Here is a 25853-nt window from a genome sequence, read left to right on the forward strand (position 1 = left end):
CCGATGTGGGATCGGGGCCACCGACGTGGGGTCGGTTGCAGGGGCGCTCTACCTTGGGGGTAGTTGGCATGCGCGCTGCGCGCTCTTCCGTCGTGTCCGCGAAGCATCCGCTGTTGGCGGGGCTCATGGTCGTTCTCCTGGCGATCGGGGGCGTGGTGGGCACCGTCGCCCCCGCCGCGGTCGCCGCCGCCGGTCCGGGCGACTACCTGCAGATCGACAAGAGCGTCGACAAGCCCACGCCGCAGCCGGGTGAGACCTTCACCTACACCGTCAAGGTGACCTGCTCCGAGCAGGACTGCCTCGACACCCAGCTGACCGACGCCTTCCCGGCCGGACTGGTCGGCTTCGACATCGAGGCCGTGCGGTTCACCCCCGACACCACGCCCTACACGGCCACCTGGACGGGCGGCAGCGCCACGCCTCCGGCGAAGGTCGCCGCCGACACCAAGGTCACGGTCGATCTGACCGAGACCACCGACACCCCGGTGGGGGTCGGCATGTCGGCAGGCACGACGTTCTCGATGCTGGTGAGCCTGCGGGTGCCCGACGACTACCCCGCCGGCGAGAGCGGCGACATCGTCAACACCGCCGCCGTCACCGCGACCAACGCCAACCCGGTCGACAGCTCCGCGACGATCAACATCGACGTCCCCGAGAACATCGGCGTCGACGACCTGAAGACCTGGACCCCGTCCCGCCAGTCGTTCGAGCCCGGCGCCCACTCCGACATCGCGCTCAAGATCTCCAACGCCTCCAACGTCAACGTCGACCAGCTGGTGATCCAGGAGCCGAAGGCCGCCACCGAGGGCGCCGCGACGCTCGACGCGAGCAACCCGTTCACGATCACCGACTTCACCGGTTTCGAGGCCGTCGCCGTCCCGGCCAGCTGCACGACCGTCCAGGTGGACGCGTACGTCTTCGACGGCACCGCCTGGACGTGGACCGCCGGCGTGCCGTCGGCGACGCTGACCCTCCCGGACGGCGTGACGAACGCGCAGGTCGGCGGCATCCGCCTGACCTGCGACGGAACCATCGCGCCGGGCGACGAGGTGCGCTTCGACCTCGGCCTCGCGCAGCGGGCGACGCAGCGCGGCACGGGTGCCGATCTCTCCAAGGCCGAGCACCGCGTCGACAACGTCGCGACCGGCACCGCGACCGCGCACGGCCGCTCCGCGACGAAGGACGCGACCGCGAACTACACGGTCACGCCGTCGATGCCCACGGTGCAGACCACGAAGAACATCGAGCCGGGACAGATCACCGCCGGCCAGAAGGCCGCGGCGACCCTCTCCGCCACGAACGGCGACGTCCCCGTGGCCGAGCTGCGCATCGCGGACCTCGACTTCTTCACCGCCGACATCGCGTTCGGCGGCTTCACCGCCGCCCCCGTCTGGCCGGCCGGCGCCTCCTCCGCGACCGTCGTCTACCACCTCGCCGCCGGCGGCACGCAGGACGTCGCCTTCGCCGACGGTGCCGTCCCGTCGGCCCCGTCGGCCCCGATCAGCGGGTTCGAGATCGTCTTCACCGGCACGCTCATCCAGGCCGACGCCCCGGCATCCGCGGTGTTCGAGATCGACACCACCGAGAACGCGACGGGCGGGGCGCCGAGCCTCACCCTCACCAACCGCGTCACCTCGACCGTCACGGCACCCAACGGGCTGACCGCCGACGCCACCGACAGCGACACGCTCGTCATCATCGACCCGTCGGTGTCGGTCACGATCGACAAGACGGTGCGTCCGGGGGCGCCCGTCGGCCCCGGTGACAGCGTGATCGCGTCGCTCCAGACCACCGCCGACGCGACGGGCGACGGCGCGCTGATCCACGACATCGTCGTCGAGGACGCATGGGACGGCTCGCAGAACGCCTTCTGGAACGCGTTCGACCTCACCGCCATCGCGCCGACCCAGGTCCCCGCGACGGCCGACCTGACCGTCGAGGTCAAGCGTCCGGACGGTACGTGGGTGACCCTCGCGGTCGCCCCCGCCCAGGCCCAGGCGTTCGTCTTCGAGATGGATGCCGCGCAGGTCGCGGCCGCGCTGGCACCGCTGGCTCCGTCGGATGTCGAGGGGGTGCGCTTCACGTTCCACAGCGACGCCGGGTTCTCCGACACCACGAACGTGACGCCGAACCTCGTCTTCGAGGCGCAGAGCGAGCGTCGCAGCGGCGGCGCCACGACCCCCGGTCCCGACCGTCCCACGACCTACACGAACACGGCCGTCGCGACGGTCGACGGCGTGAGCGACGGCGGCAAGCCGCTCACGGACGACGCGCGCGACACGGCTCCGGGAACGATCCAGACCGACGACAACCCGCCCGGACCGGGCCCCGACATCCAGAAGCGCTGGAACCGTGACTTCGTCAACGCCCAGTCCGGCCAGCAGGCCGACACCACGCTCGGCTGGCACGTCTCGTCGGGCTACGCTCCCGTGACGATCACCGACCCGGCGACGGATGCGGCGAACCCGAAGGCCACCGTCTTCGACGCGTTCGACCTCGTCGCGGTGCGCCCGATCGCGGCCAGCTCCGACCCGTACAGCAACGGGTGGTACCTCAAGTACGACACGGTCACCGCCGTCGAGCTGTTCTTCGACAACAGCTGGCACACGGTGCCCGCTCCGGGCGGCAGCTGGATGAGCTCCGGCCGCGGCTTCGTCGGCTACACCCTCACCGCGGACGAGTCGGCCAAGACGACCGCCGTTCGCCTCGTCCTCGACGAGACCGCCGCCGACACCGCCGCGCGCGAGGCGGCGCGCCAGACCGGTCCCGCCTTCGACCCGTTCGCTCCCGCGCCGGGCTCGGGCGTCGGCTCCGGCAGCGTGCAGCGTCAGTTCGCCCTGACCTGGCAGCTGCGCGATGTCACGCGCGCGGATGCCACGCCGGTCACGGCGGCCTCCCTGCTGAACACCTCGACCGCCGGTGTCGTGGACAACACGGTGGAGATCTCGTCGCTGCCGCTGGCCGGCGGCCCGGTGGTCACCGACCGCGACGACGACACGATCCAGATCATCAACCAGCCCCCGGGCGTCAAGGTGACCAAGTCGGCATCCCCGACGTCGGCCATCTTCACCCCGGTGCAGGGCACCCCTGCGCAGGATTACCCGACGTCGCAGTGGACGATGACGGCGCGCAACGACTCGACCGCCAAGGCCAGTGCGATCCGCCTCACCGACCCGGCGACCTGCAGCCAGACCGCACTCGGCGGCTGCCAGTCCGACGTGAGCGCCGCGTTCGCCGACCCGTTCGACACGTCGGGTCAGACCGACTACCTGACCGATGCCGGGACCCCGAGCCCCTTCGACCGCTTCACCGCGACGAAGATCTCGATCGCGGCGACCATCCCCGGCCAGATCGACGCCGCCGGCTCGACCGTGTGGCTCCTGCACTACGCGGGGGGCGTCTACACCACGACGTCGCACACGATCGCCGAGGTCAACGCCTTCACGGCGGACCAGCTCGCCGACGTCGTCGGCGTGAGCGTCACGTTCCGCGGCGTCAGCGCCGGCGGCACGGGGACGATCGACCAGGACAACCGGTTCACGATGACGATCGACAGTCGGCTCCGCCCGGCGCTGCGCTCGAGCGGCGCGGCCCAGGTGCTCCCTGCCGGCAAGACCGTCGATGTGGCGAACCGCGTGTTCGCGCAGTCCTACGACCCGGTGCTGTCCCCGACGACGAAGACCGGCGACGTCGCCGACGCGAAGGTCGTGCTCACGGGCGGCGACGTCAACATCACCCCGACGAAGTCGATCAGCCCCTCCTCGATCGCGCAGCCGGCCAAGGCGACGCCCGTCACCGTGACCCTCGGCGCCAACCAGGGCTCCAACCCGCGCAGCACGCTGTCGCCGAACGTCGTCGTCATCGAGGACCAGGCCGACGCCACGGACTTCTGGAACACCTTCGACTTCGTCGCGCTCGGCACGGTGACGCTCCCGGCGGGCGCGGATCGCGTGCAGGTCGACGCGTACACGGGTGCCGCGTGGGTGCTCGGAACGCCGGCGGCGACCGCCGCGCTGCCCGCCGGTGTGGATGCCGGGGCCGTCCAGGGCCTGCGGTTCACCTTCACCCGCGCCGACGGCGGACTGTTCTCCTCCACCCTGCCCGCGGCGAACTGGTCGGCCTCGGCCGCGTTCTCCGTCGTGGTGCGCGACACGTACCGCGACGCCAGCGGCCCGGTCGTGTTCGACCACACGGTGACCAACACGCAGACGTCCCAGTCGACCCGCACCGACGGCAACGACTCGGGCCGCAAGCAGGCCGCCGCGCAGGTCACGCTCACCCAGGGCACCCACCAGATCGCGGTGAACAAGCTGAGCAACAACGGCGACCGCCTCGTCTCGGTCGGCTCGCCCGTGCCGTTCGATCTGACGTTCCAGAACACCGGGACGGGATACCTCACGGTGTCGCAGCTCACCGACACGCTGCCCGCGGAGCTGAACTTCCTCGCGACGCCGGCACCGATCTACACGAAGCAGGCCGACGGTCTGCTCTCCGACCAGGTCACCCTGGGCCTCAGCCCCGACGGGCGCACGGTCACGTTCACGTGGCCGTCGGACGGTGACCGCATGAAGCCGGGCGAGGTCTTCAAGGTGCGCCTCTACCTCGAGCTGCAGCCGGGTCTCGCCCAGGGCGAGCGCGCCACGAACACCATGACGATCCAGACCGCCGAACAGCTGACGGCCTGCCGCAACACGGTGCCGGGCGGCTCGACCACCAGCGCGTTCGCGAACGACCCGACGACGTGCGGCACCACCGACTACGTCGGCGTCGTCGCGGGCTCGAACCTGTACACCGTCAAGGGTGTCGTCGGCTCGCTCCCGGGCGCCTACCAGCCCGGCGTCGCCGACGCGATCTGCCAGCAGAACCTCGTCGCGCAGGGCAAGGGGTACTTCCGTGCCCCCTGTGTCGCCAACTCCCAGGTCGACGGCACCGACGACTGGGTGCTGCACAACGTCAACGCCGGCACCGTCCCGGTCGCCGAGATGACGGTCTTCGACCAGCTCCCGACGCCCGGCGACACGCTGCTGATCTCCGGCACCGGCCGTGGGTCGACGCTGCGCCCCGAGCTCGTCGCGGATTCGCTCAAGGTCGCGGCGCCCGCGGGCACCACCCAGACCGTCGAGGTCACCAGCAGCCCGGATGTCTGCGTCAACACCTGGTCGACGCTGACGACCGCACCCGTGTGCGAGCAGAGCGGCGAGCAGTGGACCGCGGTGTCCGCCGACACCGACTGGACGAAGGTCACCGGCATCCGCGTGCACCTCGACTTCCGCACGACGACGGCGAAGGCCCTCACCCCGGGTCAGGCCGCAGACGTCACCTTCTCCACCGTCAACCGGCTGGCTTCGGCCGACCGTCCCGACGGGGCGTCGGCCGTCGTCCCGGCCACCGACCAGTTCGCGTGGAACCAGTACGGCGTCAAGTACGAGCTGACCACCGAGAGCACGTTCCGCAAGATCGCGCCCGCCGTCGTCGGCAGCCACCTGCGCTTCGGGTCGATCGGCGTGACGAAGGAGATCACCGGCCCCGCCTCGCGGTACGCGCCGACGAGCTTCCTCGCCGACGTCGTCTGCACCGCCGGTGGGGTCCCGCTCGACCTCGGCTCGGCATCCACCGTCACCCTGAGCGCGGCCGGTGACTATGCGGCGCGCATCGACGGCATCCCGCTGAGCGAGGCCGGCACGACCTGCACCGTCACCGAGCAGGGCGACGTCGGCGCGTTCGGCGAGACGTCGCGCACCGGGTCGCCGACCACGGTCGCCGTGACCGAGGCCGCCCCGCAGGACGGGACCGAGGGGGAGATCCCCGTCGCCCAGATCGCGGCGATCACGAACGACTACCAGTTCACCGGACTGTCGGTCACCAAGCAGGTGCAGACCGAGGCCACGTCGGGCGCGTTCGGACCGTTCACCTTCTCGCTGTCGTGCACCAGCGCGACGGGAAGCCCGGTCGTGTTCGACGAGCAGGGCACCACCACGCTGACCTTCACCCTCGCGGCCGGCGAGACCTGGAACGCCCCGGCGGACCGGATCCCCGCTCGTGCGAGCTGCACGCTGACGGAGACCGACGACTTCTTCGCCGATCACATCGTGATCACGGGCACGAACGTCGACGACGCCGGTGACGGCTCCGCGACGGTCACCCCGGGCGTGGATGCCGCAGAGGTCACCGTGACCAACGGCTACGACGCCGGGCGCCTCACCGTCGCCAAGGACGTCACCGGGGCGGGTGCCGACCTGTACGGCACCGGCGCGTTCGACTTCTCGGCGGTCTGCGTCTACCAGGGCCAGACGCTGCTCGATCAGCGCTTCTCGCTGCGCGGCGGCGACACCCAGAGCTTCGGGGTCTACCCGGCGGGCACGCTCTGCGACGTGACGGAGCTGACCACCGGCGGTGCGACCGAGGCGACCCTCGACCCCGCCGACGGGAAGGTCACCATCGTCGCCGCGACCGACCCCGTGGGCATCGGAGACGTGACCGTCACGGCCACCAACCGCTTCGACCTCGCCTCGTTCGACGTCGTCAAGGAGCGCGAGGGCAATCTGCTCAACCCGGGTGCGGCAGGTCCGTTCACGGTCGACGCGGTCTGCACCTACGTCGTCGACGGCACCGTCACCGCGCTCGAGGTCCCGGGCGGGTCGGAGCGTCAGCTGACGGCCGACAACGACTACCGCGCGACCTACGCCGACCTCCCCGTGGGGGCGACGTGCGAGGTCACCGAGACCGTCACCGGCCACGCCGACGCGACGACCATCACGGTCGACGACGCCGATCCCGTCACGGGGACCTCGGCGACCATCAAGCTGGTCGGCGGGGAGACGCCGCAGCTGATGACGATCGCCAACACGTTCACGGCCGGCCAGATCTCGGTCACCAAGACGGTCTCCGGCACCGCCTCCGCCGCGCACAGCGGCGACACGTTCGGCGTGACGCTCGTCTGCACCTGGTACGGGGCCGACCTGCCGATCCCCGGGGGAGCGGTGCGCGACCTCGTCGTCGGAACGCCGGTGGTCTACACCGACCTGCCAACGGATGCCGAGTGCGTGCTCACCGAGTCGCGCACCGGTGACGCCACGCAGGTCACGGTGACCGTCGACGGCGCCCCGGCGAAGAACCCGGCATCCCTGACCATCGGCAAGGACACGACGATCGCCGTCGCGGTCGACAACCGCTTCGACAAGCCGCTGCCGGCCACGGGCGGCAGCTCGGCGATCATCGTTGCGCTCTCGGGCCTGGGCGTGGGCGGCGTGCTCGCGGGCATCGCCCTGCTGACCCGTCGCCGTCGCCGCGAGGTCTGATCCGCCGACCGGGCGGTGCGTACGCCAGGTGCGCACCGCCCGACCGCGGCGGGGCGGTGTCGAGGGTGCTCGATAGGATGGGGTGTACCGGCATTCCCGGTGCAACCGTCCGATGTGCGCCAGAAGGCCGAAAACGGGGGAGCTGTCCATGCCAGGAATCGTCATCGTCGGCGTCCAGTGGGGTGACGAGGGCAAGGGGAAGGCCACCGATCTCCTCGGCGACCGCACCGACTGGGTCGTCAAGTTCAACGGCGGCAACAACGCGGGTCACACCGTCGTCATCGGCGACGAGAAGTACGCGCTGCACCTGCTGCCCTCCGGCATCCTCTCGCCCGGCGTCAACGCCGTCATCGGCAACGGCGTCGTCGTCGACCTCGAGGTGCTCTTCGCCGAGCTCGAGGCGCTCAACGCGCGCGGCCTCGACACCTCGCGCCTGAAGATCAGCGCGAACGCGCACGTCATCACTCAGTACCACCGCACGCTCGACAAGGTCACCGAGCGTTTCCTCGGCAAGCGCATGATCGGCACCACGGGTCGCGGCATCGGCCCGACCTACGCCGACAAGATCAACCGCGTCGGCATTCGCATCCAAGACCTGTTCGACGAGAACATCCTGCGCCAGAAGGTCGAGGGCGCCCTCGACCAGAAGAACCACCTGCTGGTGAAGGTCTTCAACCGCCGGGCCATCACGGTCGACGAGATCGTCGACGACCTCCTCTCCTACGTCGAGCGCCTGCGCCCCATGGTGTGCGACACCGGGCTGCTGCTCAGCCGCGCTCTGGATGCCGGCGACGTCGTCGTCTTCGAGGGTGGCCAGGCCACCATGCTCGACGTCGACCACGGCACCTACCCCTTCGTGACGTCGTCGTCGGCGACGGCGGGCGGCGCGTCCACCGGCTCCGGCGTGGGACCGAACCGCCTCGACCGCATCGTCGGCATCGTGAAGGCGTACACGACGCGCGTCGGCTCGGGCCCCTTCCCGACCGAGCTGTTCGACGAGCAGGGCGAGTGGCTGCGCAAGCGCGGCTTCGAGTTCGGCACGACCACGGGCCGCCCGCGGCGTGTGGGCTGGTACGACGCCCCGATCACCCGGTACGCCACCCGCATCAACGGCATCACCGACCTCGTGCTCACCAAGCTCGACATCCTCACGGGTCTCGACGAGATCCCCGTGTGCGTCGCCTACGACGTCGACGGCGAGCGGTTCGACGAGGTGCCGGTCAACCAGAGCGACTTCCACCACGCGACGCCGATCCTCGAGTTCTTCCCCGGCTGGAAGGACGACATCTCGGGGGCGCGGACCTTCGACGACCTGCCGGTGCAGGCGCAGGAGTACGTGCTCGCGCTCGAGGCCATGAGCGGTACCCGCATCTCGGTGATCGGCGTGGGCCCCGCCCGCGACGCGGTCATCGTGCGCCACGACCTCGTCGACTGACGTGCGTTTCCTCCTCGGGGGCTACACCGCCGACGGGGGTGGCGCGGCCGAGGGCATCGGGGTGCTCCTCGCGGGCGATCCCGACGATGCCTCCGCCGCTGGGGAGCTGTCGCGGCGCGCGGCGACCGCGGTGCGCGCCGACTCGCCGTCGTGGATCACGTGGCATCCTTCCCTGCCCGTCGTCTACGCGGCGCTGGAGCATCGGGGTCTCGTACAGGCGTTCCGGCGGATCGGCGACGAGTCGTTCGCCCCGCTCGGTGAGCCGGTCGCGGCGGGAGAGGCGGTGTGCCATGTCGCGGTCGCCCCCTCGGGCGACACCGTGATCGCCGCCTGCTGGGGTGACGGCCGGCTGGTGCGGATCCGCCTCGACGGCGAGGGTCGACCCGTCACGGCGGCCGATCTGGCCGCCGCTGAAGACCCGTATGCCCTCGGCGGCATATCGGCGACGCCTCCCCGCCCGTCGCGTGCCCACCACGTCCGCTTCCTTCCGCGGAACACCGTCGCGACGACCGATCTCGGCTTCGACCTCGTGCGGTTCTGGCACGGCGACGGCGGGCAGGGCTCGCGCGATGTCGTGCTTCCGCGCGGAACCGGACCGCGCCACAGCAGATGGCATCCGTCGGGGCACCTGTTCGTCGTGACCGAGCTGTCCACAGAGCTCTACGCCCTGGCGCCCGACCCGAACGGACAGTGGCGGGTCGTGGGCGGCGTGCCGTTGTCGCCGGCCGCGCTCCCCGGGGATGCCGCGGCCGAGCTCGCCTTCTCGCGCGACGGTCGCTACGTCTACGCCGGTCTCCGCGGCTCGAACACGCTGGCGGTGCTCGAAGTGCGCGGGGACGGGGCCGAGCTGCGCCCGGTCGCCCTGGTGGACGCGGGCGTCGAGGGGCCTCGCCACCACGTGGTCGTGCGCGATACGGTGCTGGTCGCCGGTCAGCTCTCCCACGAGGTCGTGGCGCTGGCGCTCGACGAGCGTACCGGGGTGCCCGGCCGCGCCCGCCGTCGCGTCGACGCCCCGTCGCCGACCTGCGTGCTCCCGGCATCCTGACCTCGTCGCCGGGCCTCCCGCGTGCTCAACGCAGGCCGTCTGCCCAGAACAGGCGGATGCCGGGGTGGGGACTAGACCGCGAACAGTTCGCTGCGCGGCGTGTCGATCAGCGCGGTGATGGGCATGAGCGCCGAGCCGAGTGCGACGGTGTCGCCGCCGAACGTCGCCGGCACGAGTTCGAACTGCATCCCGAGGCGGTGCAGGCAGTTGCGCCGCACGGCGTCGGCGATCTGCGCCGACCGGTGCTCCATCAGCCGCATCCCGACCCATCCGCCGACGACGACGCGTTCCGGATTGGTGAGGTTGACGACGCTGCCGAGCGCCGCACCGAGCGCCTCGACGACGTCGTCGACGACGGCGCGCGCATCCGCGTCGCCGTCCGCCGCGGTGAGGAGCGCGCCGACCGCCTGCCATCCCGACCCGTCGAACGAGCCGCCGCGCGCCTGCCACGCGTGCAGGATCGCATCGGCGCCCAAGTAGGCCTCGACGCAACCGTTCTGCCCGCAGCGGCAGCGCGCACCGCCGACGTTGATCTTCGTGTGACCCCACTCGCCCGCGCTGCTGAACGCCCCGTGCGCGAGAGACCCGTCGGTGATCACGCCGAGTCCGACGCCGCGCCCGAGGAGGGCGACGACGGCATGGTCGATGCCGCGGGCGGCGCCGTACCAGAGCTCGGCCCGGGCCTGCGTCTTCGCGCCGTTCTCGGCGAAGACCGGCAGGTCTGCATCGAGGTCGCGCGGGAGGGGCCAGGGCTCCCACCCGAGGCTCTGGGCGTAGAGCACCTGGGCACCGTCCGGTCCGGTCTCCACGACGCCGGGCAGGCCCAGCCCGATGCCGAGCACGCGCGGCCACCGCTCCTGGTTGCGCGCGCGCAGGGCGGCGACGGCTTCGACGAGATCGCGGTGGATGCCGTCAGGAGTCTCATCGTGGCGTCCGCCGCGGAACTCGCGGTCGACCATCGTGAGCGACAGGTCGAAGAGCTCGACCGCCACCCCGCGCTCGCCGACATCCACACCGATCGCGTAGGCGCCCTCGGCGCGCGGGGCGATGAGCGAGATGGGCCGTCCGCCCCGCGAGGAGACGGATCCCACTTCCGCGAGCAGTCCGTCGTCGATCAGCTCGGACGTGATGTTCGCGGCGGATGCCGCGGAGAAGCCGCATCGCCGGGCGAGGTCCGCGCGCGTCGTCTCGCCCTGCTGGAGCACGAAGCGCAGCGCGGCCGCCCGGTTCTGCTGACGCAGTGTCGTGACGGTCGCGGAGGCGCGTGCCGGGGAGCCGGCCCCCCGGGCCTGTGCACTCATGGTTCGACGATAGCCCGTCATGTGCGCACCTCGAGTCGTCGCACCAGCACGGGCCGGGTGGCGGTGAGTTGGAGGCGCCCGTCGTCCCACCGCGCCGAGACGGCCCGGGGGTCGTCGGCGTCGACGTGCCAGGATGCCGGGCGCGTGGAGAACCCGAAGGAGAGGGGGGTGTCGGCGGTGACCTCCACCGGCACGTACTCGTCGCTGCGGTAGGCGGCCCCCGCGGTGTGATGCCAGATCCCCTCCGGGACGGGGGCGGCGGTGAACCGGGCGATCGAGGTCTCGCCCGATCCGCTGCGTCCCGTCCAGGCGGGAAGCTGCAGGTCGGGGCGCGCGAAGAGGGCATCGAGCACCGGGGTGCGCACCTCACAACGCTCCACCGCGACGGCGGCGAGATACTCCTCCAGGATGCGCCACGCGCGGTCGGGGTCGAGCGTCGCCGTCGGGTCGGCGATCAGCTCCCACCCCTCCGGCACCCGCGCCGAGAGGGGGGAGGTGAGCGTGTCGAGCTTCTTCCAGGGCCAGAAGTTCCAGCCGATGCCGTGGCGTTCGTAGAGCCGCGTCGCCGCGTAGACCCAGCCGGGCGTGTTCTCGCCGCCCTCGCCCATGTAGATCGGCAGAGCCGACTCGCGGCGCAGCTGCAGGAAGTCGGCGATGCTCGTCTCGTCGGGCGCGCACCAGTACCGGTGGAACTGCACGGCCTGGTTGTCGTCGTAGCGCATCCGCACGGGCTCGGGGTTGGTCGCCCAGTGGCTGCCTTCGTACATGAGCAGGTGGTGCGGGTCGATCTCGCGGATCGCCGCGGTGAGCTCGCGGTAGAGGGAGACCAGGTCGTCCTGATAGCGGTGCTGCCACTCGTTCGGCAGCGGTTCGTTGAGAAGGTCGTAGCCGAGCACCGTCTCGCTGTCGCGGAACCGGCGGGCGATCTCGCGCCACAGCGCGACCGTGTGCGCGCGGTGGCGCTCCGACATGAACAGCTCGGGGATGCCGCGGGGCGAGTCGTCGATGTTGGTCCCCGTCTGCCCGCCCGGCGCGCCGTGCAGATCGATCAGCACCCGCAGGCCGTGGCGTTCGGCCCAGGTGACGGCGCGGGCGATCAGCGCGAAGCCGTCGTCGAGGAAGCGGCCGTCGTCGTCCATCACGCCGCGCGCGTTGATCGGCAGGCGGACGTGATCGAAGCCCTGCGCCGCGATGAGGGCGAAGTCCTTCTCGGTGACGAACTCGTCGCGGAACCGCCGCCAGAACTCGGCCGCCCGCACCGGCCCCACGAGAGCGGCGATCCGCGCTTCGATCTGACGCGGAGAGGCCAGTTCGTCGCCGAAGCGCCACATGTACCCTTCCGCGAGCAGCCAGTTGCCGAGGCCCACACCGCGAAGGAGCAGGGGTCCGTCGTCATCGACGAGCTCGGTGCCGACGGCGCGGACGAAGCCGCGGGGGCGAAGGGGCGGGGTCATGGTGTTCCTCACGGGCGGGGCCTCATTTCAGGCCGGACAGGGCGAACCCTTGGACGACGTAGCGCTGGAAGACGACGAAGACGATGAGGATGGGCACGACCATCAGCGTCGAGGCCGCCATCTGCAGCGACGGGTTGGTGGAGATCTGCTGGTTGAGCAGCGAGATGCCCACCGAGAGCGTGTACAGGCCCTGGTCGTTGGCGATGATCAGCGGCCAGAGGAAGCTGTTCCACCCGGCGATGAAGGTGAGGACAACCTGGACGGCGAGGATCGGTCCCGACATGGGCAGGATGATCCGGAAGAAGATGCGCCATTCGCCCGCGCCGTCCATCCGCGCCGCCTCGAGGATCTCCGTCGGGATCGTGGCCATGAACTGACGGAAGAGGAACACGGCGAAGCCCGACACCAGCATCGGCAGCGCGATGCCGATGAGTGTGTTGGTGAGTTTCATCCCGTTGAGGATGAGGTAGCTCGGGATCATCGTGACCTGACCCGGGATCATCATCGTGACCAGCACGAGGAAGAACAGGGCATCCCTGCCGGGGAAGTCGAACTTGGCGAAGCCGTAGCCGGCCGCCGCCATGAGCAGCAGACCGACCATGCAGATGACGACGATGAGCAGGGTGTTCAGGAGGTAGCGCCCGAAGTCCAGCTCGGTGAAGAGCTGGATGAAGTACTCGAGCGTCGGATTGCGCGGCAGCAGCTGCGGGGGGAACGCGACGGACTCGCTGCGCGGCTTCACGGAGGCGAAGATCATCCACAGGAACGGGAACGCGGTGATCAGCGCGCCGACGGTCAGCAGCGCGCCGATCACGATGGTGCCGGTGCGTCCGCGGCGCCGTCCCGGGCGCCCGCCGCGCGACGCGGATGGATGCGAGGCGAGGCGGCGGCCGCCGCGGGTGACGAGCTCAGTGGTCGACATCGGACCTCCTCAGACGCAGCTGGACGATGGTGATGGTCGCGATGATGGCGACCAGGACGACCGAGCCCGCACTCGCGTAGCCGAACTGGCTCGACGAGAAGCCCTTCTGGTAGAGGAAGAGCGCGATGGAGGTCGAGGAGCCGAGCGGGCCGCCCTTGGTGAGCACGAAGGGCTCGTCGAAGAACTGCAGCCAGGCGATGACGGTGGTGATCGTGACGAAGAAGATGGCGAAGCGCAGCAGCGGGAGGACGATCGAGAAGATGCGTCGCAGCCCGGACGCGCCGTCGATCGCCGCCGCCTCCAGGTACTCCTTCGGCACGCCCTGCAGGGCGGCGAGGAAGATGATCACGTTCAGCCCCAGGCCGCGCCAGACGGCGACGAGCCCGACGGAGAACTTCACCACGGTGGGATCGGAGAGCCAGGGGACCGGGGGCAGCCCGACGAGCGAGAGCAGGTAGTTGAACAGGCCGAACTGCGTGTTGTAGAGGTAGCCCCACACGAGGGCCACGGCCACGATCGCGGTGATGGCCGGGACGAAGTAGAACGAGCGCAGGGCGCGGAAGAAGCGGCCCTGCGACCGGTTGAGCGCGAGCGCGATCGCCAGGGACAGCACGATCACGCTCGGCACGCCGACGACCGCGAAGAGGGCCGTGTTTCCGAGGGCCTGCCAGAAGTCGGGGTCGGCGAACAGCGCGGTGTAGTTGTCGGCGCCGATGAACTGGATGCGCGACCAGTTGCCGAGACCGGCGAGATTCATGTCGGTGAAGCTCACGAGGAGCGCCACGGCGATCGGCAGGATGCCGAAGACGATGAGCAGGAGCATCGCCGGAGCGATGAACGTATAGGGGACGATGCGGTTCTTCATGGCCTCAGGGCCGGGGGTGCGCGGCGATCGGGTCGCCGCGCACCCCCGGAGCTCAGTTCGCGGGGGTCCCGGCGGTGGTGGTGAACAGCGTCGTCAGCGCCTCATCGCGGTTCGCCCCGGTGAGCACGATCGAGTTCAGCGCGTCGAGCAGCGCCTTCCCCGTCTCGCCGTCCCAGTTCGGCACGAGCGGCAGCAGGCGCGAGGACGCGAGCTGCTTCGTGTAGACGGAGACCATCGGATCGCTGGTCAGCGCGCTGTCGGTGAGCGCCGCCTTCACGGTCGGCAGCTGGCCGTCGGACTGGTACCAGCTCACCTGCACGTCGGGCTGCGACAGGTAGTCGAGCAGCTGGAGCGCGCCGTCCTTGTTCTTCGTGGAGCCCCAGACGCCGAGGTTCGAGCCGGCGAGCAGCGACGTGTCCTTCGCCCCCGAGGGCACGGTGGTGACGTTCCACTTGCCGGCCAGCTCCGGCGCCGACTGCGAGATGGCGGCCGCGAGGTAGGGGCCGCTGACGAGCATGGGCGTGCTTCCCGTGATGAAGCCCTGCGTCTGGTCGAAGTCGCTGTTCGTCGGCACGCTCTTGTCGGCGTACAGCCCGGTGTACAGGTCGACGGCCTTGTCGAAGGCGGGGGTGTCGAAGTCGATCTTCCCCTGGCCGTCGACGATGTCGCCGCCCTGGTCCCACGTCATGATGACCGGGAGGGCGCTGTCCCACTGGGGGATGTAGTACCCGTACGATCCGTCGCCACGACCGGCCAGGGTCTTCGCGTCGGCGCGCAGCTGGTCCCAGGTGGCGGGCGGGGTGCTGATGCCCGCCGCCTCGAGGATGTCGCTGCGGTAGAACAGCACGCGGGTGTCCGACACCCACGGCACCGACACGACCTTTCCGCCGATGGCGGTCGCGTCTCCGGCGACCCCGTCGACGAAGCGGGATGCCGCGAGGTTCTCGTGGCCGGAGAGGGTCGCCTCGTCGAGGGTGAGCAGCGCCCCGCTGTCGGCGTAGGTGCGCAGCTTGGAGAGCCCGATCTGCAGCACGTCCGGCCCGTCGCCCGAGGCGACCGCCGTCGTGAACTTCTGGTCGACGCTGTCCCACGGGATGGCGACGGTCTTCACGTCGATGCCCGTCTTGTCTTCGAACGGCTTCACGAGCGCGTCGAAGTGGGCGGAGCTGTCGCCCATGACCCAGACGGTCAGCTCCGTGGTGGTGGTGCCGCCGTCGCCGGGTGCGGATGACGAGCATCCGGCGAGGGTGGCTGCGGTCAGGGCGGCGGTGCCCAGAGCGAGCCAGCGCATTCTCTTCATCGAGATGTCCTTTCGGGGTGCAGGAGGTGCGGTGCCGAGTCGGGACTCGGCGGCGAGAGGACGGGAAGAGACTCCTTCGTCCTTTCTCTAAGCCTTAGATTAAGGCATGTCGGATCTGGCGGCAAGAGGAGATCCGCCGCACACGACGCAGGGGGCCGCAGCCATCGCGACCCCCTGCGCCGATCGTGCTCAGTAGGACGAGTACACCGTCACCTCGTCGATCGACCACCACTGCGGCGCGACTCCGGTCTGCGTGATCCGGATGTAGCGGGCGCTCGTCGGTGCGATCGAGATCGGGCGTTTCCAGCCGTACGCGATGCCGGTCGCGGCCGTCGACCACGTCGACCCGTCGAGCGAGGTCTCGACGGTGAACCCGCGCGGGTAGTCCCACGTCGATCCGCTGTCGGTCTGCACCGTCACCATCGCGACCGTGCGGGTCGCACCCATGTCGATGCGGTACCACTCCCCGCCGGTCATGGCCTGACCGCTCTTCCACGAGGTGCCGTTCGCACCGTCGATCCCCGCGCCGGCTGTGCTGCCGGCCGCGGTCGTGGATGCCGTCGCCGTCCAGCCCGAGTGGCTCACGGCGACCGGGGCGAAGCTCGACAGGCCGCCGGAGTACTTCGCGATGGTGGCGACGAAGCGCGCGTTCTGCGTGAAGTTGGCCGTGCCGAACTGCGACAGCTTCGACTGGTAGGTCGCCGCGTCGTCACTGTTGATGACCGGCACCGGCTTGCGATCGTCGTAGTACATGCCCCAGTACGCGAAGCCGTCCTCCGCCGATCCCTTGACCTTGTACGACCAGTTCGACCACGACACCTGCGAGGCGTTGAGGCCCGCCATGAACCGTGCCCAGACGTCGTCGTTGTAGTACAGCGAGTATTCGCCGTAGAGGATGGGCACGCCGGGATTCGACAGCTTCGCGGCCAGTCCGCCCAGCTCGTTCGTCACGAGCTGGTTCTGCGCCGTCCAGTCCTTCGAGTTCGGCATGTCGTACGGGTGGTACTCGTAGACGACGTTCGTCCACCCGTAGGTCGACGGCGACGCCAGCTTGTCCAGGCCGAAGAACGCGCCGAGGAAGATCGCGTGATCCGCATCGATGGCGCGCACCGCGGTGTACAGCCGGTTGTAGTAGTCGCTCTTCTGGGCCACGTCGTCGCTGTCTTCGTTGTAGTCGATCAGCGGCTCGTTGATGAGGTCGTAGCCGGCGACAGCGGGGTTGCCGTTGTAGCGCGTCGCGATCTTCTTCCAGATGTCCTCCACCCAGTTCTGATACGTGGCGCTGCCCCAGAACCCGTTGGGATTCGGGCCGATGCGACCGCAGGAGCCCCACGGGCAGCCGCCGCCGGGAACCGTGTGCAGATCGATGAGCACGTAGATCCCGCGGGATGCCGCCTCGTTCACGACCCAGTCGATCTTCGACCAGGGGTTCGACTTCCAGGTGCCGTCGAGGTTCAGGAACACGTTCCACCCGATCGGCACGCGGATGAAGTTCATCCCCGTGGCCTGGATCGCGTCGAGGTCGTTCGCCGTGAACCAGGTGTCCTGGTGCGTGCCGACGACGGAGGCCGTGGTGGTGGCGCCGAAGCGCGCGGTCATCGTGTTGGTCAGCGAGTAGTCGTCGTTGTAGAGACCGGCGGTGAGCTCGCCGATCGACCACCAGTTGCCCGCGCTTGCGGTCTGGGTGAGCCGGAAGTAGCGCGCCGCCTGCGCCGTGAACCCGATCGTCGAGGCCTTCTTGGTTCCCGCACCGGTGGCCACGGTGCTCCAGCTCGACCCGTCTCGCGACAGCTGGAGCGTGTAGCCGCGCGGCCAGTCGTCCTCGTCGGTGGTGTTCTTGGCCGTGTCGGTCGTGACGTTGTTGAGGGTGATGAGCGCGCCCATGTCCACCGTCACCGACTGTCCCGGTGCCTGCGCGGCGCCGGTGCTCCACCGTGTCGAGGTGGTGCCGTCGAGCATGTTCGCGGGGGAGGCGCCCACCGAGGAGGTGACGGCCCATCCGCCGCGGTCGAGCGAGGTTCCACTCGAGATCGCGATCTCCGCGACCGACCACCACTGCGACGAGGTGCCGTTGGACGTGATCCGCAGGTAGCGGCCGTTCTTGGTGCCCTGGAAGTCGGCCTGCACGACGCGGTTCGCGCCGTAGCCGCTCGCCACCTTCGTCCAGCTCGCGTTGTCGTACGACGTGAACACGTCGTACACCCGGGGATAGTCGTTCGCCGTGGCCGCGCCGGCGTCGAACAGCACCTTGTCCATGTCGACGTTGCGGCCCAGGTCGACCGTCAGGGACTGTCCGGGCGCCTGCGGGGCGCCGCTCTGCCACACGGTGGAGACGTTGCCGTCGAGCGTCATCTGGGCGTTCGTGCCGGGGGCGCTGGAGGTCGCGGTGGCCGTGTGCGTGCCGTTGAACAGCACCGGGTCGCTGTAGAGGTTGATCTCACCGACCGACCACGGCGCCGCGGCGGTGCCGGTCTGCGTGACTCTCACGTACCGCGCCACCTGCGGGCTGAACTTCACCGTGGTGAGACCGTCCGCTCCGGGCTGGTTCGCCACGCTCGTCCACGTCGAGCCGTTCGACGAGGTCTCGACGGTGAGCGCCCGTGGCCACTGGCCGCCATTGGCCGTGTTGTCGATCGTGAGCCGGTTGAAGAGGGTGGGCGCCCCCAGGTCGAGGCGGATCCACTCGCCCCCGGCCTGGTTCGCTCCGGTCGTCCATCGGCTCGTGCCCGATCCGTCCAGCGCGTTCGCGGGGATGCCCGCCGAGGCCGTCGCGGTCCAGCCGGTGCGGTCGGCGGCGAACTCGCCCAGCGGCGACATCCAGTCCTCCTGGGTGAGCCATCCACCGATGTTCGTGCCCCGGAGGTTCACGGCGGCGCCCGTGCCCGAGGACTTCTTCAGCACGTTGCCGCTGGCTTTGAGGAAGTCGGCGGAGGTGAGGGCGGCGGCGTGCGCCGCCGTCACGGGTAGGACGGCGGTCGCCGCCACGGCCGCGGCTGTGACCAGCGCGGCGAGAACATGTCGTTTCACGATCCTCCTTGATCAGCGCGGAACACCCACTGGTTCCGTCGCTGGTCAGCATCGCGAGCCGACGTCTACTTTGTCAAGGGCTTAAAATAAGCCCAGCAATTACAGGGGCTTCAGAATGACAGGGGCCTCAGATGGCGGCATCCTGTTTCGGGATGAAGACCTTCTTGATGATGAGCAGGATCGACGCCGTCACGGGGATCGCGACCAGAGCGCCGAGCAAGCCCATCAGCGTGCCGCCGACGAGCGCGCCGATGACGACGAGCGCCCCGGGGACCGCGATCGCCTTGTTCATGACCTTCGGCGTCAGCACGTATGCCTCGAGCTGCATGTACACGAGGTAGGCGAGGGCGAAGATCAGCGCGGACAGCGGGCTGGCGAACAGGGCGACGATCGAGGCGATGCCCCAGAAGAGCACCGTTCCGACCAGCGGGATGATCGTCAGGCAGAAGGCCACGACCGCCATGAGGGCGGGGAACGGCAGTCCGAGCACCGTGTAGAGGATGAAGCTGACCACCGCGTTGAAGAACGCGAGCACGACCATCCCGCCCAGGTATCCGCCGACGGACTCGGTGATCTGCTCGGTGAGATCCGCCGCCAGCTCGCGGCTGCGCGCGGGGACCATGCGGTAGAACGCCTGCTTGATCTCGGGCAGCGAGGCCAGGAAGTACAGGCTCAGCACGACGATGATGATGATGCCGGAGAGGGTCGTGCCGATCGAGATGCCGATCTGCAGGACGCCGCCGCCGATGGCCGCGATGTGCCCCGGATCGGTCAGGAACCTCTGCACCTCGGAGAGGATCACCGGCACCTGGTCGCCGAACTGCTCGCGCACCCAGGCGTACAGCTCCGTCTGCTGGAACGACGAGACGAGCGTCGGCAGGTCGGTGATGAACTGGCTGATCTGGCGGACGACCGTCGGGACGATCAGCCACACCACCGCGGTGATCAGGACCGCGAAGGCGAAGTAGACGATGACGATCGCCCAGGCGCGCGCGACGCCGTGACGCTGCAGACGCTGCACGACGGGGTTGAGGCCGAGCGCCACGAACAGGGCGAAGGCGACGTAGATCCAGACGGTCACGAGGCTGCTGACGGCGAGGCCGAGGAGGATCGCGACCAACCCGCCGAACGTGAGGAAGAAGCCGGCGACGAAGGGGCGGTTGATCGTGGTCCAGACCTGCCGTCCGGATCGTGCCACGGGCGGCGTGCCGGACTCCGCGGAGGACGCGGCCGGCGGCCGGCCGCCCTCGTCGACGTCGGGCGTCGTCTGCGTCTTCGCGCGCCGCAGAAGTGAACGCTTGCCGGGCTCGTCGGTGCCTACTGCCATGGTCACACTCTAAGGCTGCGCGGCGGCGGAGCCGGTAAGGTCGGCGGAGACGAAAGGGAGCACATGACCGACGCCGCCGCGCACCTGCAGCGCCTGCGTGCCAGCATCGACAACATCGACGCCGCACTCATCTTCCTGCTGGCCGAGCGCTTCCGCTCCACGCAGCAGGTCGGTGTGCTCAAAGCGGAGCACCGGATGCCGGCATCCGACCCCGCCCGCGAAGAGCAGCAGATCGCGCGTCTGCGCCGCCTCGCGCTCGACGCCGACCTCGACCCCGAGTTCGCGGAGAAGTGGTTCAACTTCGTCGTCGCGGAGGTCATCCGCCATCACACGGCGGCGGGCGCCGCAGACTGACGCCGCCCGGCGTCGCGGCCCGACGGCTCAGGGGATGGCGCGGCGGAGAGTCGCGAACGACACCGCCCCCAGCGCGACCCCCGCGACCGCCAGCACGCCCGTGAGGCCCATCGGTCCCAGCGCGGTGAGCCAGGCGCCGACCGCGGCCCAGGCCTCCAGTCGGGCGACGAGCCACAGTGCGGCGACCAGCAGCAGGCCGACCGTGACGAGGGCCACGGTGAGGCCGAGGGCGCCGTACCGCCGGTAGATCGTGGCTCCCCAGAACCCCAGGATGAACAGCAGCATCGCCGTGACGCCGAAGAAGACGCCGGCGCCGATCGCGCCCGCCGTCCAGATCCAGTCGAGCGAGAAGAAGTAGCCGTTCACCCCCCAGCCGCCCGTGGCCCGTTCGACGGCGCCGCCGACGGCGAAGACGAGGCCGAGCATCGCCGCAGTCACGAGGGCGGCCAGCATGGTGCCGAAGAAGAACTCCCGCCGGGTGATGCTCAGCGCCTGCGAGAACGGGAAGGTGTAGCTCAGCGACATGATGCCCAGGCCGAAGAAGTACCAGATCGGCGCCTGACTTCCGCCGCCGTACTTCGCGCCGCCGTACGGGATCATCGCGAAGATCGCGATGGAGAGCACGAGCGTGGCGCCGAGGATGATCAGCGGCAGCCACACGAACGTGTACTTGTTGACGAACTGCATGCGGGCGACGGTGACGACACGGTTCATCGGAGTGCTCCTTCGGCGGCGGCGTTCTCGGCCTGGTGCTGGGTGAGGCGGACGATCAGCTGCTGCAGCGACACGGGCCCCGCTTCGAGGCCGGATGCCGCCAGGCGTGCCCGGTCGTCGGCATCGAGCGCGCCGAGCACCGTGACGCTGGTGACGCGCCCGAGGCTCTCCCGGTGGAGCACCTCGCGGCCCGCGGTGAAGGCGGCCACCGCGTCGGCGTCGCCGACGATCGTCGCGGCCCGCCCGCGCACGGCGTCGGTCTCCTCGTCGAGCAGGATGCGGCCGCGGTCGATGACGATGACCCGCTCGATGAGGTCGGCGACCTCGTCGATGAGGTGGCTGGAGAGCACGATCGTGCGGGGGTGCTCCACGTAGTCGGCGAGGAGGCGGTCGTAGAAGATCTGTCGGGCGACGGCATCCAGCCCGAGATAGGGCTCGTCGAAGAAGGTCAGCTCGGCGCGCGAGGCCAGGCCGATGATCACGCCGACGGCCGACAGCTGTCCGCGGGAGAGCTTCTTGATCCGTGTCTTCATCGGCAGTTGGAACGCGCGCACGAGGTCGTCCGCGAGCTCCTGGTTCCAGTGGGGGAAGAACATGCGCGCCATGCGGAACGCGTGGCCCGGTCGGGCGTCGTCGGGGTAGCGCTGGCTCTCCCGCACGAAGCAGACGCGGGTGAGCACCCGGGCGTTCTCGTAGGGGCTCTCCCCGAACACGCGCACGTCGCCGGAGGTGGCGAAGTTCTGCGCGGTGAGGATCGACATCAGCGTGGTCTTGCCGGCGCCGTTGCGTCCGAGCAGGCCGTAGATGACGTTCTCCTCGAGGGCGAGCGAGACGCGGTCGAGGGCGGTGGTGTCCTTGTAGCGCTTGACGAGATCGGTCACGTCGACGACGGTCATCGTGCGTCTCCTTCCGGGAACGGGGCGGTCGGGGCTGGTGCGGACGGATGGGCGGCGGAGGCCGGCCGTGCGGCGGCCTGCTCGCGGACGAGGGTGGCGAGCTCGTCCGGGGTGAGGCCGAGCGTGCGCGCCTCGGCCAGCAGGGGCTGGATGAAGCGTGCGGCGAACGCGGCCCTGCGTTCGAGGCGCAGCTGCTCGCGCGCTCCGATCGCGACGAACATCCCGATGCCGCGCCGCTTCACGAGGACACCTTTCTCGACGAGCATGTTCACCCCTTTCGCGGCCGTGGCCGGGTTGATGCGGTAGAACGCCGCGAGCTCGTTGGTCGATGGCGCACGCGAGTCCTCGGCGAGGCTGCCGTCCACGATGGAGTCCTCGACGTTCTCGGCGATCTGTACGAAGAGTGCGCGTCCCTCGTCGATCACGGGACCTCCCGGCATCCGGTTTCTTGGTTAGTTACTTGACTAAGTAACCATAGAACGTCGAGGACGTCAAGCGTCGCGTCCCGCGGCCCGGCCCGCGCGCACGCGCGATAGCGAGCCGTCGGCGAAAGGTCCAATTTGCGTGAGCATTCACAGGGATGAAACCGTGGAGCACGGCCCCTTGCGGGGTCGATGACCCAGACCAGTCCGCGACCGCTGTCGTGCCCGTTGGCACCGGCGGACGTACGGTCGGCGGCCTTTGCGCGGACCCGATGTCCTGCGCCGAGCGTTCAGCACGAGCGCGAGCGGCCGTCACCCGGGCGTGACCGATGCAGCCTGTGCACCGGGCTGCCGAGGTGTTCTGTGACCGACGCTGTTTCCGCTGCGCCCCTGTTGGAGGCGCGGCATCTGTTCAAGGTCTTCGGACGCGATCCGAAGGACGCCGTCGCGCGGCTGCGCGCCGGACAGTCCCGCGCCGACGTGGCGGATGCCGGGACGGCCGCCGTCGTCGATGCCAGCTTCACCGTGAACCGCGGCGAGATCTTCGTGATCATGGGGCTGTCCGGCTCGGGCAAGTCGACGATCATCCGCATGCTCAACGGCCTGCTCGCCCCCACCGCCGGCGAGGTGACGATCGACGGCCGCAACGTGACGACGGCCTCCGCCGCGCAGCTGCGCAGCATCCGCCGCGAGTCGGTGTCGATGGTCTTCCAGCACTTCGCGCTGCTGCCGCACCTCAGCGTGCTCGACAACGCCGCCTACGCCCTCGAGATCCAGGGCGTCGGAAAGGCGGAGCGCCGCGAGCGGGCCCGCGACATCCTGGAGCGGGTCGGGCTCGGCGATCGCGCGGACGCGCTTCCGGACCAGCTGTCCGGCGGCATGCGCCAGCGCGTCGGCATCGCGCGGGCGCTCACCGCCGGGACCGACATCCTGCTCATGGACGAGGCCTTCTCCGCCCTTGACCCCCTCATCCGTCGCGAGATGCAGGAGCAGCTCGTCGAGCTGCAGCGCGAGCTGGGCCGGACCATCGTGTTCATCACGCACGACCTCAACGAGGCGATGTTCCTCGGCGACCGCATCGCGGTCATGCGCGACGGGCGCATCGTGCAGAACGGCACGCCGGAGGAGATCCTCACCGACCCGGCCAACGACTACGTCGCCCAGTTCGTCCAGGACGTCGACCGGGCGCGTGTGCTCACGGCATCCGCCGTCATGGAGCCGCCCACGCTGTCCACGCCGATCACCGCGGGTGTGCGCGGGGCTCTCCGCGCGATGCGTGAGAACCAGGCCGGCGCGGTGTTCGCCACCGAGAATCGGCGTCTGGTCGGCGTCGTGACGGATCGGGCGGTCATCCGCGCCGTGAAGTCGGGGGAGACCGACCTCCGCCGCATCGTCGATGCGCGCGTGCCGACCGTCGGCCCCGACGACCTGCTCACCGACATCGTCGAGACCGCCGTCGAGGCGACCGTCCCGCTCGCGGTCGTCGACGCCGACGGGCGCCTGCGCGGCGTCATCCCGCGCATCACGCTGCTCGCGGCGCTCGGCAACGTGCCGCCGACCACGCGCGAGATGCCGGTCGTGCAGACGCCGCTGGAGATGGTGGCGGAGTTCACGCCGCTCGTCGACGCCGCGGCGGAAGGGGGTCGCTGATGGAGGCGCTGCGCATTCCCGTCGGAGAGTGGGCCGAGGCCGTCGTCGACGTGCTCGGCGACGTGCTGCGCGGGTTCTTCGACGCCGTCGCGTTCGTGCTCGGTGCCGTCTACGACGGGGTGGATGCCGTGCTCGTGGCGCCCCCGTTCTGGCTGCTGATCCTGGTGCTCGCCGCGGCCGCCTTCGCCGTGAGCGGCTGGCGGCTGGCGCTCGGCACCGCGCTGGGACTGCTGGTCATCGTCGCCGTCGACCAGTGGGACAACGCGATGGACACCCTCGCGCTCGTGATCGTCGCGGCGCTGGTGGCGATCGTGATCGCGATCCCGGTCGGCATCTGGGCGGCGCGGAGCGACACCGTGTCGCGCATCGTGCGTCCCGTGCTCGACTTCCTGCAGACGATGCCGGCCTTCGTCTACCTGATCCCGGCGATCATCTTCTTCGGCGTCGGGGCGGTCCCCGGCATGATCGCCACGATCCTGTTCGCCATCGCACCCGGCGTCCGCCTCACCGAGCTCGGCATCCGCGGGGTGGACAGCGAGGTCGTCGAGGCCGGGTACGCCTTCGGGGCCTCCCCGGCGCGCGTGCTGCGCCAGATCCAGATCCCGCTCGCGCTGCCGTCGATCATGGCCGGCATCAACCAGGTGATCATGCTCAGCCTCTCGATGGTCGTCATCGCCGGGATGGTCGGCGCCGGCGGCCTCGGCGGCGAGATCGTCCGCGCCATCGGCCGCATCAACGTGGGCCTCGGCTTCGAGGCCGGCCTGTCGGTCGTGATGATCGCCATGATCCTCGACCGCCTCACCTCGGCGCTCGGGCGCCCGCGCGCACCGCGCCGTGCCCGCACCGCCCCCCGACCCGGCGGGCACGACGCCCGCCCCAGCCGCGGAGAGTCCGCGGCTGACACCGAACGATCCGCGGACAGCACGCGGATGGAGAGGACGTCAGCATGAAGAACACCAGGAGCATTCTGGGCGGCATCGCCCTGACCGCGGCGACCGCGCTCGCCCTGAGCGGATGCGCCGGAGGCGCCGGCGGATCCGCCTCCGACCCGAAGTCGATCGAGATCGCCGTGTTCAACGGCTGGGACGAAGGCATCGCCGCGTCGTACCTGTGGCAGTCGATCCTCGAGGACAAGGGCTACGACGTGACGCTCACGTACGCCGACGTCGCGCCGGTGTACCAGGGGCTGGCCCGCGGCGACTTCGACCTCGTCCTCGACACCTGGCTGCCCACGACCCACGCCGACTACATGGAGCGCTACGGCGACAAGGTCGAGGACCTCGGCGCGTGGAACGACGACGCCCGGCTCACCATCGCCGTGAACGAGGACGCGCCGATCGACTCGCTCGACGAGCTCGCCGCGGCATCCGACCAGTTCGGCGGCCGGATCATCGGCATCGAGCCCGGGTCCGGACTCATGCGCATCACCGGCGACGACGTCGTACCGGGCTACGGGCTGGACGGCCTGGAGCTCGTCGAGTCGTCGACGCCCGCCATGCTCGCCGAGCTGAAGAAGGCGACGGATGCCGGGCAGAACATCGCCGTCACCCTGTGGCGGCCACACTGGGCGTACAACGCGTTCCCGGTGAAGGACCTCGCCGACCCGAAGGGACTGCTGGGGGATGCCGAGAGCATCCACTCGGTGGCCGCGACCTCGTTCGCGCAGGACCACCCCGAGGTGCACGGCTGGATCTCGGGCTTCTCGATGCCGGGCGACAAGCTCGCCTCGCTCGAGGACGCCATGTTCAACCAGTACAGCGGCGACGACTACGGCCCCGTCGTGAAGCAGTGGATCGCCGACAACCAGGAATGGGTCGACGGCCTCACCGCGTGAGGCGTGACC

Annotated in this window: 17 protein-coding genes; 7 read left to right on the top strand and 10 right to left on the bottom strand. The window is 70.0% G+C overall.

Annotated elements, in window-relative coordinates; all coding sequences use genetic code 11:
* The first annotated feature begins 68 nt into the window (after positions 1-68).
* The 3 genes from MHO01S_RS12440 (at position 69) to MHO01S_RS12450 (ending at position 9778) form a co-directional block, all read left to right on the top strand.
* Positions 69-7298, top strand: coding sequence for a DUF5979 domain-containing protein (locus MHO01S_RS12440; RefSeq protein ID WP_082734153.1), 7230 nt, complete (start codon positions 69-71; stop codon positions 7296-7298).
* Positions 7299-7446: 148 nt separating this feature from the next.
* On the top strand, positions 7447-8733 hold the full coding sequence (locus MHO01S_RS12445) for an adenylosuccinate synthase (protein ID WP_060959642.1): 1287 nt from the start codon (positions 7447-7449) through the stop codon (positions 8731-8733).
* A gap of 1 nt (position 8734) precedes the next feature.
* The gene (locus MHO01S_RS12450) at positions 8735-9778 is read left to right on the top strand and encodes a lactonase family protein (protein WP_060959643.1); all 1044 of its coding nucleotides are present in this window, start codon (positions 8735-8737) and stop codon (positions 9776-9778) included.
* A gap of 71 nt (positions 9779-9849) precedes the next feature.
* On the opposite strand, the gene MHO01S_RS12455 is transcribed toward MHO01S_RS12450, so the two are convergent.
* The 7 genes from MHO01S_RS12455 to MHO01S_RS12485 all read right to left on the bottom strand — a co-directional run bounded on the left by MHO01S_RS12455 (position 9850) and on the right by MHO01S_RS12485 (position 19974).
* Entirely contained in the window at positions 9850-11079 is a 1230-nt protein-coding gene (locus MHO01S_RS12455) for an ROK family transcriptional regulator (RefSeq protein ID WP_060959644.1), read from the bottom strand.
* Positions 11080-11096: 17 nt separating this feature from the next.
* On the bottom strand, positions 11097-12533 hold the full coding sequence (locus MHO01S_RS12460; RefSeq protein WP_060959645.1) for a glycoside hydrolase family 5 protein: 1437 nt from the start codon (positions 12531-12533) through the stop codon (positions 11097-11099).
* Between the two features lie 22 nt (positions 12534-12555).
* On the bottom strand, positions 12556-13455 hold the full coding sequence (locus tag MHO01S_RS12465; RefSeq protein ID WP_060959646.1) for a carbohydrate ABC transporter permease: 900 nt from the start codon (positions 13453-13455) through the stop codon (positions 12556-12558).
* A complete protein-coding gene (locus MHO01S_RS12470) occupies positions 13442-14320 on the bottom strand; it encodes a carbohydrate ABC transporter permease (RefSeq protein WP_060959647.1) in 879 nt (292 codons plus the stop codon). Before MHO01S_RS12470 ends, MHO01S_RS12465 begins: the two co-directional genes overlap by 14 nt.
* A 52-nt stretch (positions 14321-14372) precedes the next feature.
* Positions 14373-15620 carry an extracellular solute-binding protein gene (locus tag MHO01S_RS12475; RefSeq protein ID WP_231735089.1) on the bottom strand — a complete coding sequence of 416 codons (1248 nt, stop codon included), beginning with the start codon at positions 15618-15620 and terminating at the stop codon, positions 14373-14375.
* Positions 15621-15809: 189 nt separating this feature from the next.
* The gene (locus tag MHO01S_RS12480; RefSeq protein ID WP_060959649.1) at positions 15810-18647 is read right to left on the bottom strand and encodes a discoidin domain-containing protein; all 2838 of its coding nucleotides are present in this window, start codon (positions 18645-18647) and stop codon (positions 15810-15812) included.
* Positions 18648-18774: 127 nt separating this feature from the next.
* Positions 18775-19974: an AI-2E family transporter gene (locus MHO01S_RS12485; RefSeq protein ID WP_060959650.1), complete on the bottom strand. Its 1200-nt coding sequence runs from the start codon at positions 19972-19974 to the stop codon at positions 18775-18777.
* Positions 19975-20037: 63 nt separating this feature from the next.
* Here MHO01S_RS12485 and MHO01S_RS12490 point away from each other — a divergent pair, with 63 nt between their 5' ends.
* Positions 20038-20328 carry a chorismate mutase gene (locus MHO01S_RS12490; RefSeq protein WP_060959651.1) on the top strand — a complete coding sequence of 97 codons (291 nt, stop codon included), beginning with the start codon at positions 20038-20040 and terminating at the stop codon, positions 20326-20328.
* Positions 20329-20355: 27 nt separating this feature from the next.
* Here the strand turns inward: MHO01S_RS12490 and MHO01S_RS12495 are convergent, their stop codons facing one another.
* The 3 genes from MHO01S_RS12495 to MHO01S_RS12505 are packed head-to-tail and all read right to left on the bottom strand — an operon-like array spanning position 20356 to position 22363.
* Positions 20356-21042, bottom strand: a complete 687-nt coding sequence (locus MHO01S_RS12495; protein WP_060959652.1) for a hypothetical protein — start codon at positions 21040-21042, stop codon at positions 20356-20358.
* Positions 21039-21938, bottom strand: a complete 900-nt coding sequence (locus tag MHO01S_RS12500) for an ABC transporter ATP-binding protein (protein WP_060959653.1) — start codon at positions 21936-21938, stop codon at positions 21039-21041. The genes MHO01S_RS12495 and MHO01S_RS12500 overlap by 4 nt, the downstream gene beginning before the upstream one ends.
* Positions 21935-22363, bottom strand: a complete 429-nt coding sequence (locus tag MHO01S_RS12505) for a GntR family transcriptional regulator (protein WP_060959654.1) — start codon at positions 22361-22363, stop codon at positions 21935-21937. Before MHO01S_RS12505 ends, MHO01S_RS12500 begins: the two co-directional genes overlap by 4 nt.
* A 360-nt stretch (positions 22364-22723) precedes the next feature.
* Between MHO01S_RS12505 and MHO01S_RS12510 the strand changes: the two genes are divergently transcribed.
* Genes MHO01S_RS12510 through MHO01S_RS12520 form a run of 3 tightly spaced genes read left to right on the top strand, consistent with a single transcriptional unit; the run spans position 22724 to position 25844 of the window.
* Positions 22724-24010, top strand: coding sequence for a quaternary amine ABC transporter ATP-binding protein (locus MHO01S_RS12510; RefSeq protein ID WP_060959655.1), 1287 nt, complete (start codon positions 22724-22726; stop codon positions 24008-24010).
* Positions 24010-24960 (top strand): ABC transporter permease, encoded by a 951-nt coding sequence (locus MHO01S_RS12515; RefSeq protein WP_061782383.1) that lies wholly within the window; start codon positions 24010-24012, stop codon positions 24958-24960. Before MHO01S_RS12510 ends, MHO01S_RS12515 begins: the two co-directional genes overlap by 1 nt.
* Positions 24957-25844: a glycine betaine ABC transporter substrate-binding protein gene (locus MHO01S_RS12520; protein ID WP_060959657.1), complete on the top strand. Its 888-nt coding sequence runs from the start codon at positions 24957-24959 to the stop codon at positions 25842-25844. The genes MHO01S_RS12515 and MHO01S_RS12520 overlap by 4 nt, the downstream gene beginning before the upstream one ends.
* The last annotated feature ends 9 nt before the right edge of the window (positions 25845-25853 follow it).

Origin of the sequence: Microbacterium hominis NBRC 15708, from assembly GCF_001592125.1 — a bacterium.
Taxonomy (GTDB): Bacteria; Actinomycetota; Actinomycetes; order Actinomycetales; family Microbacteriaceae; genus Microbacterium; species Microbacterium hominis.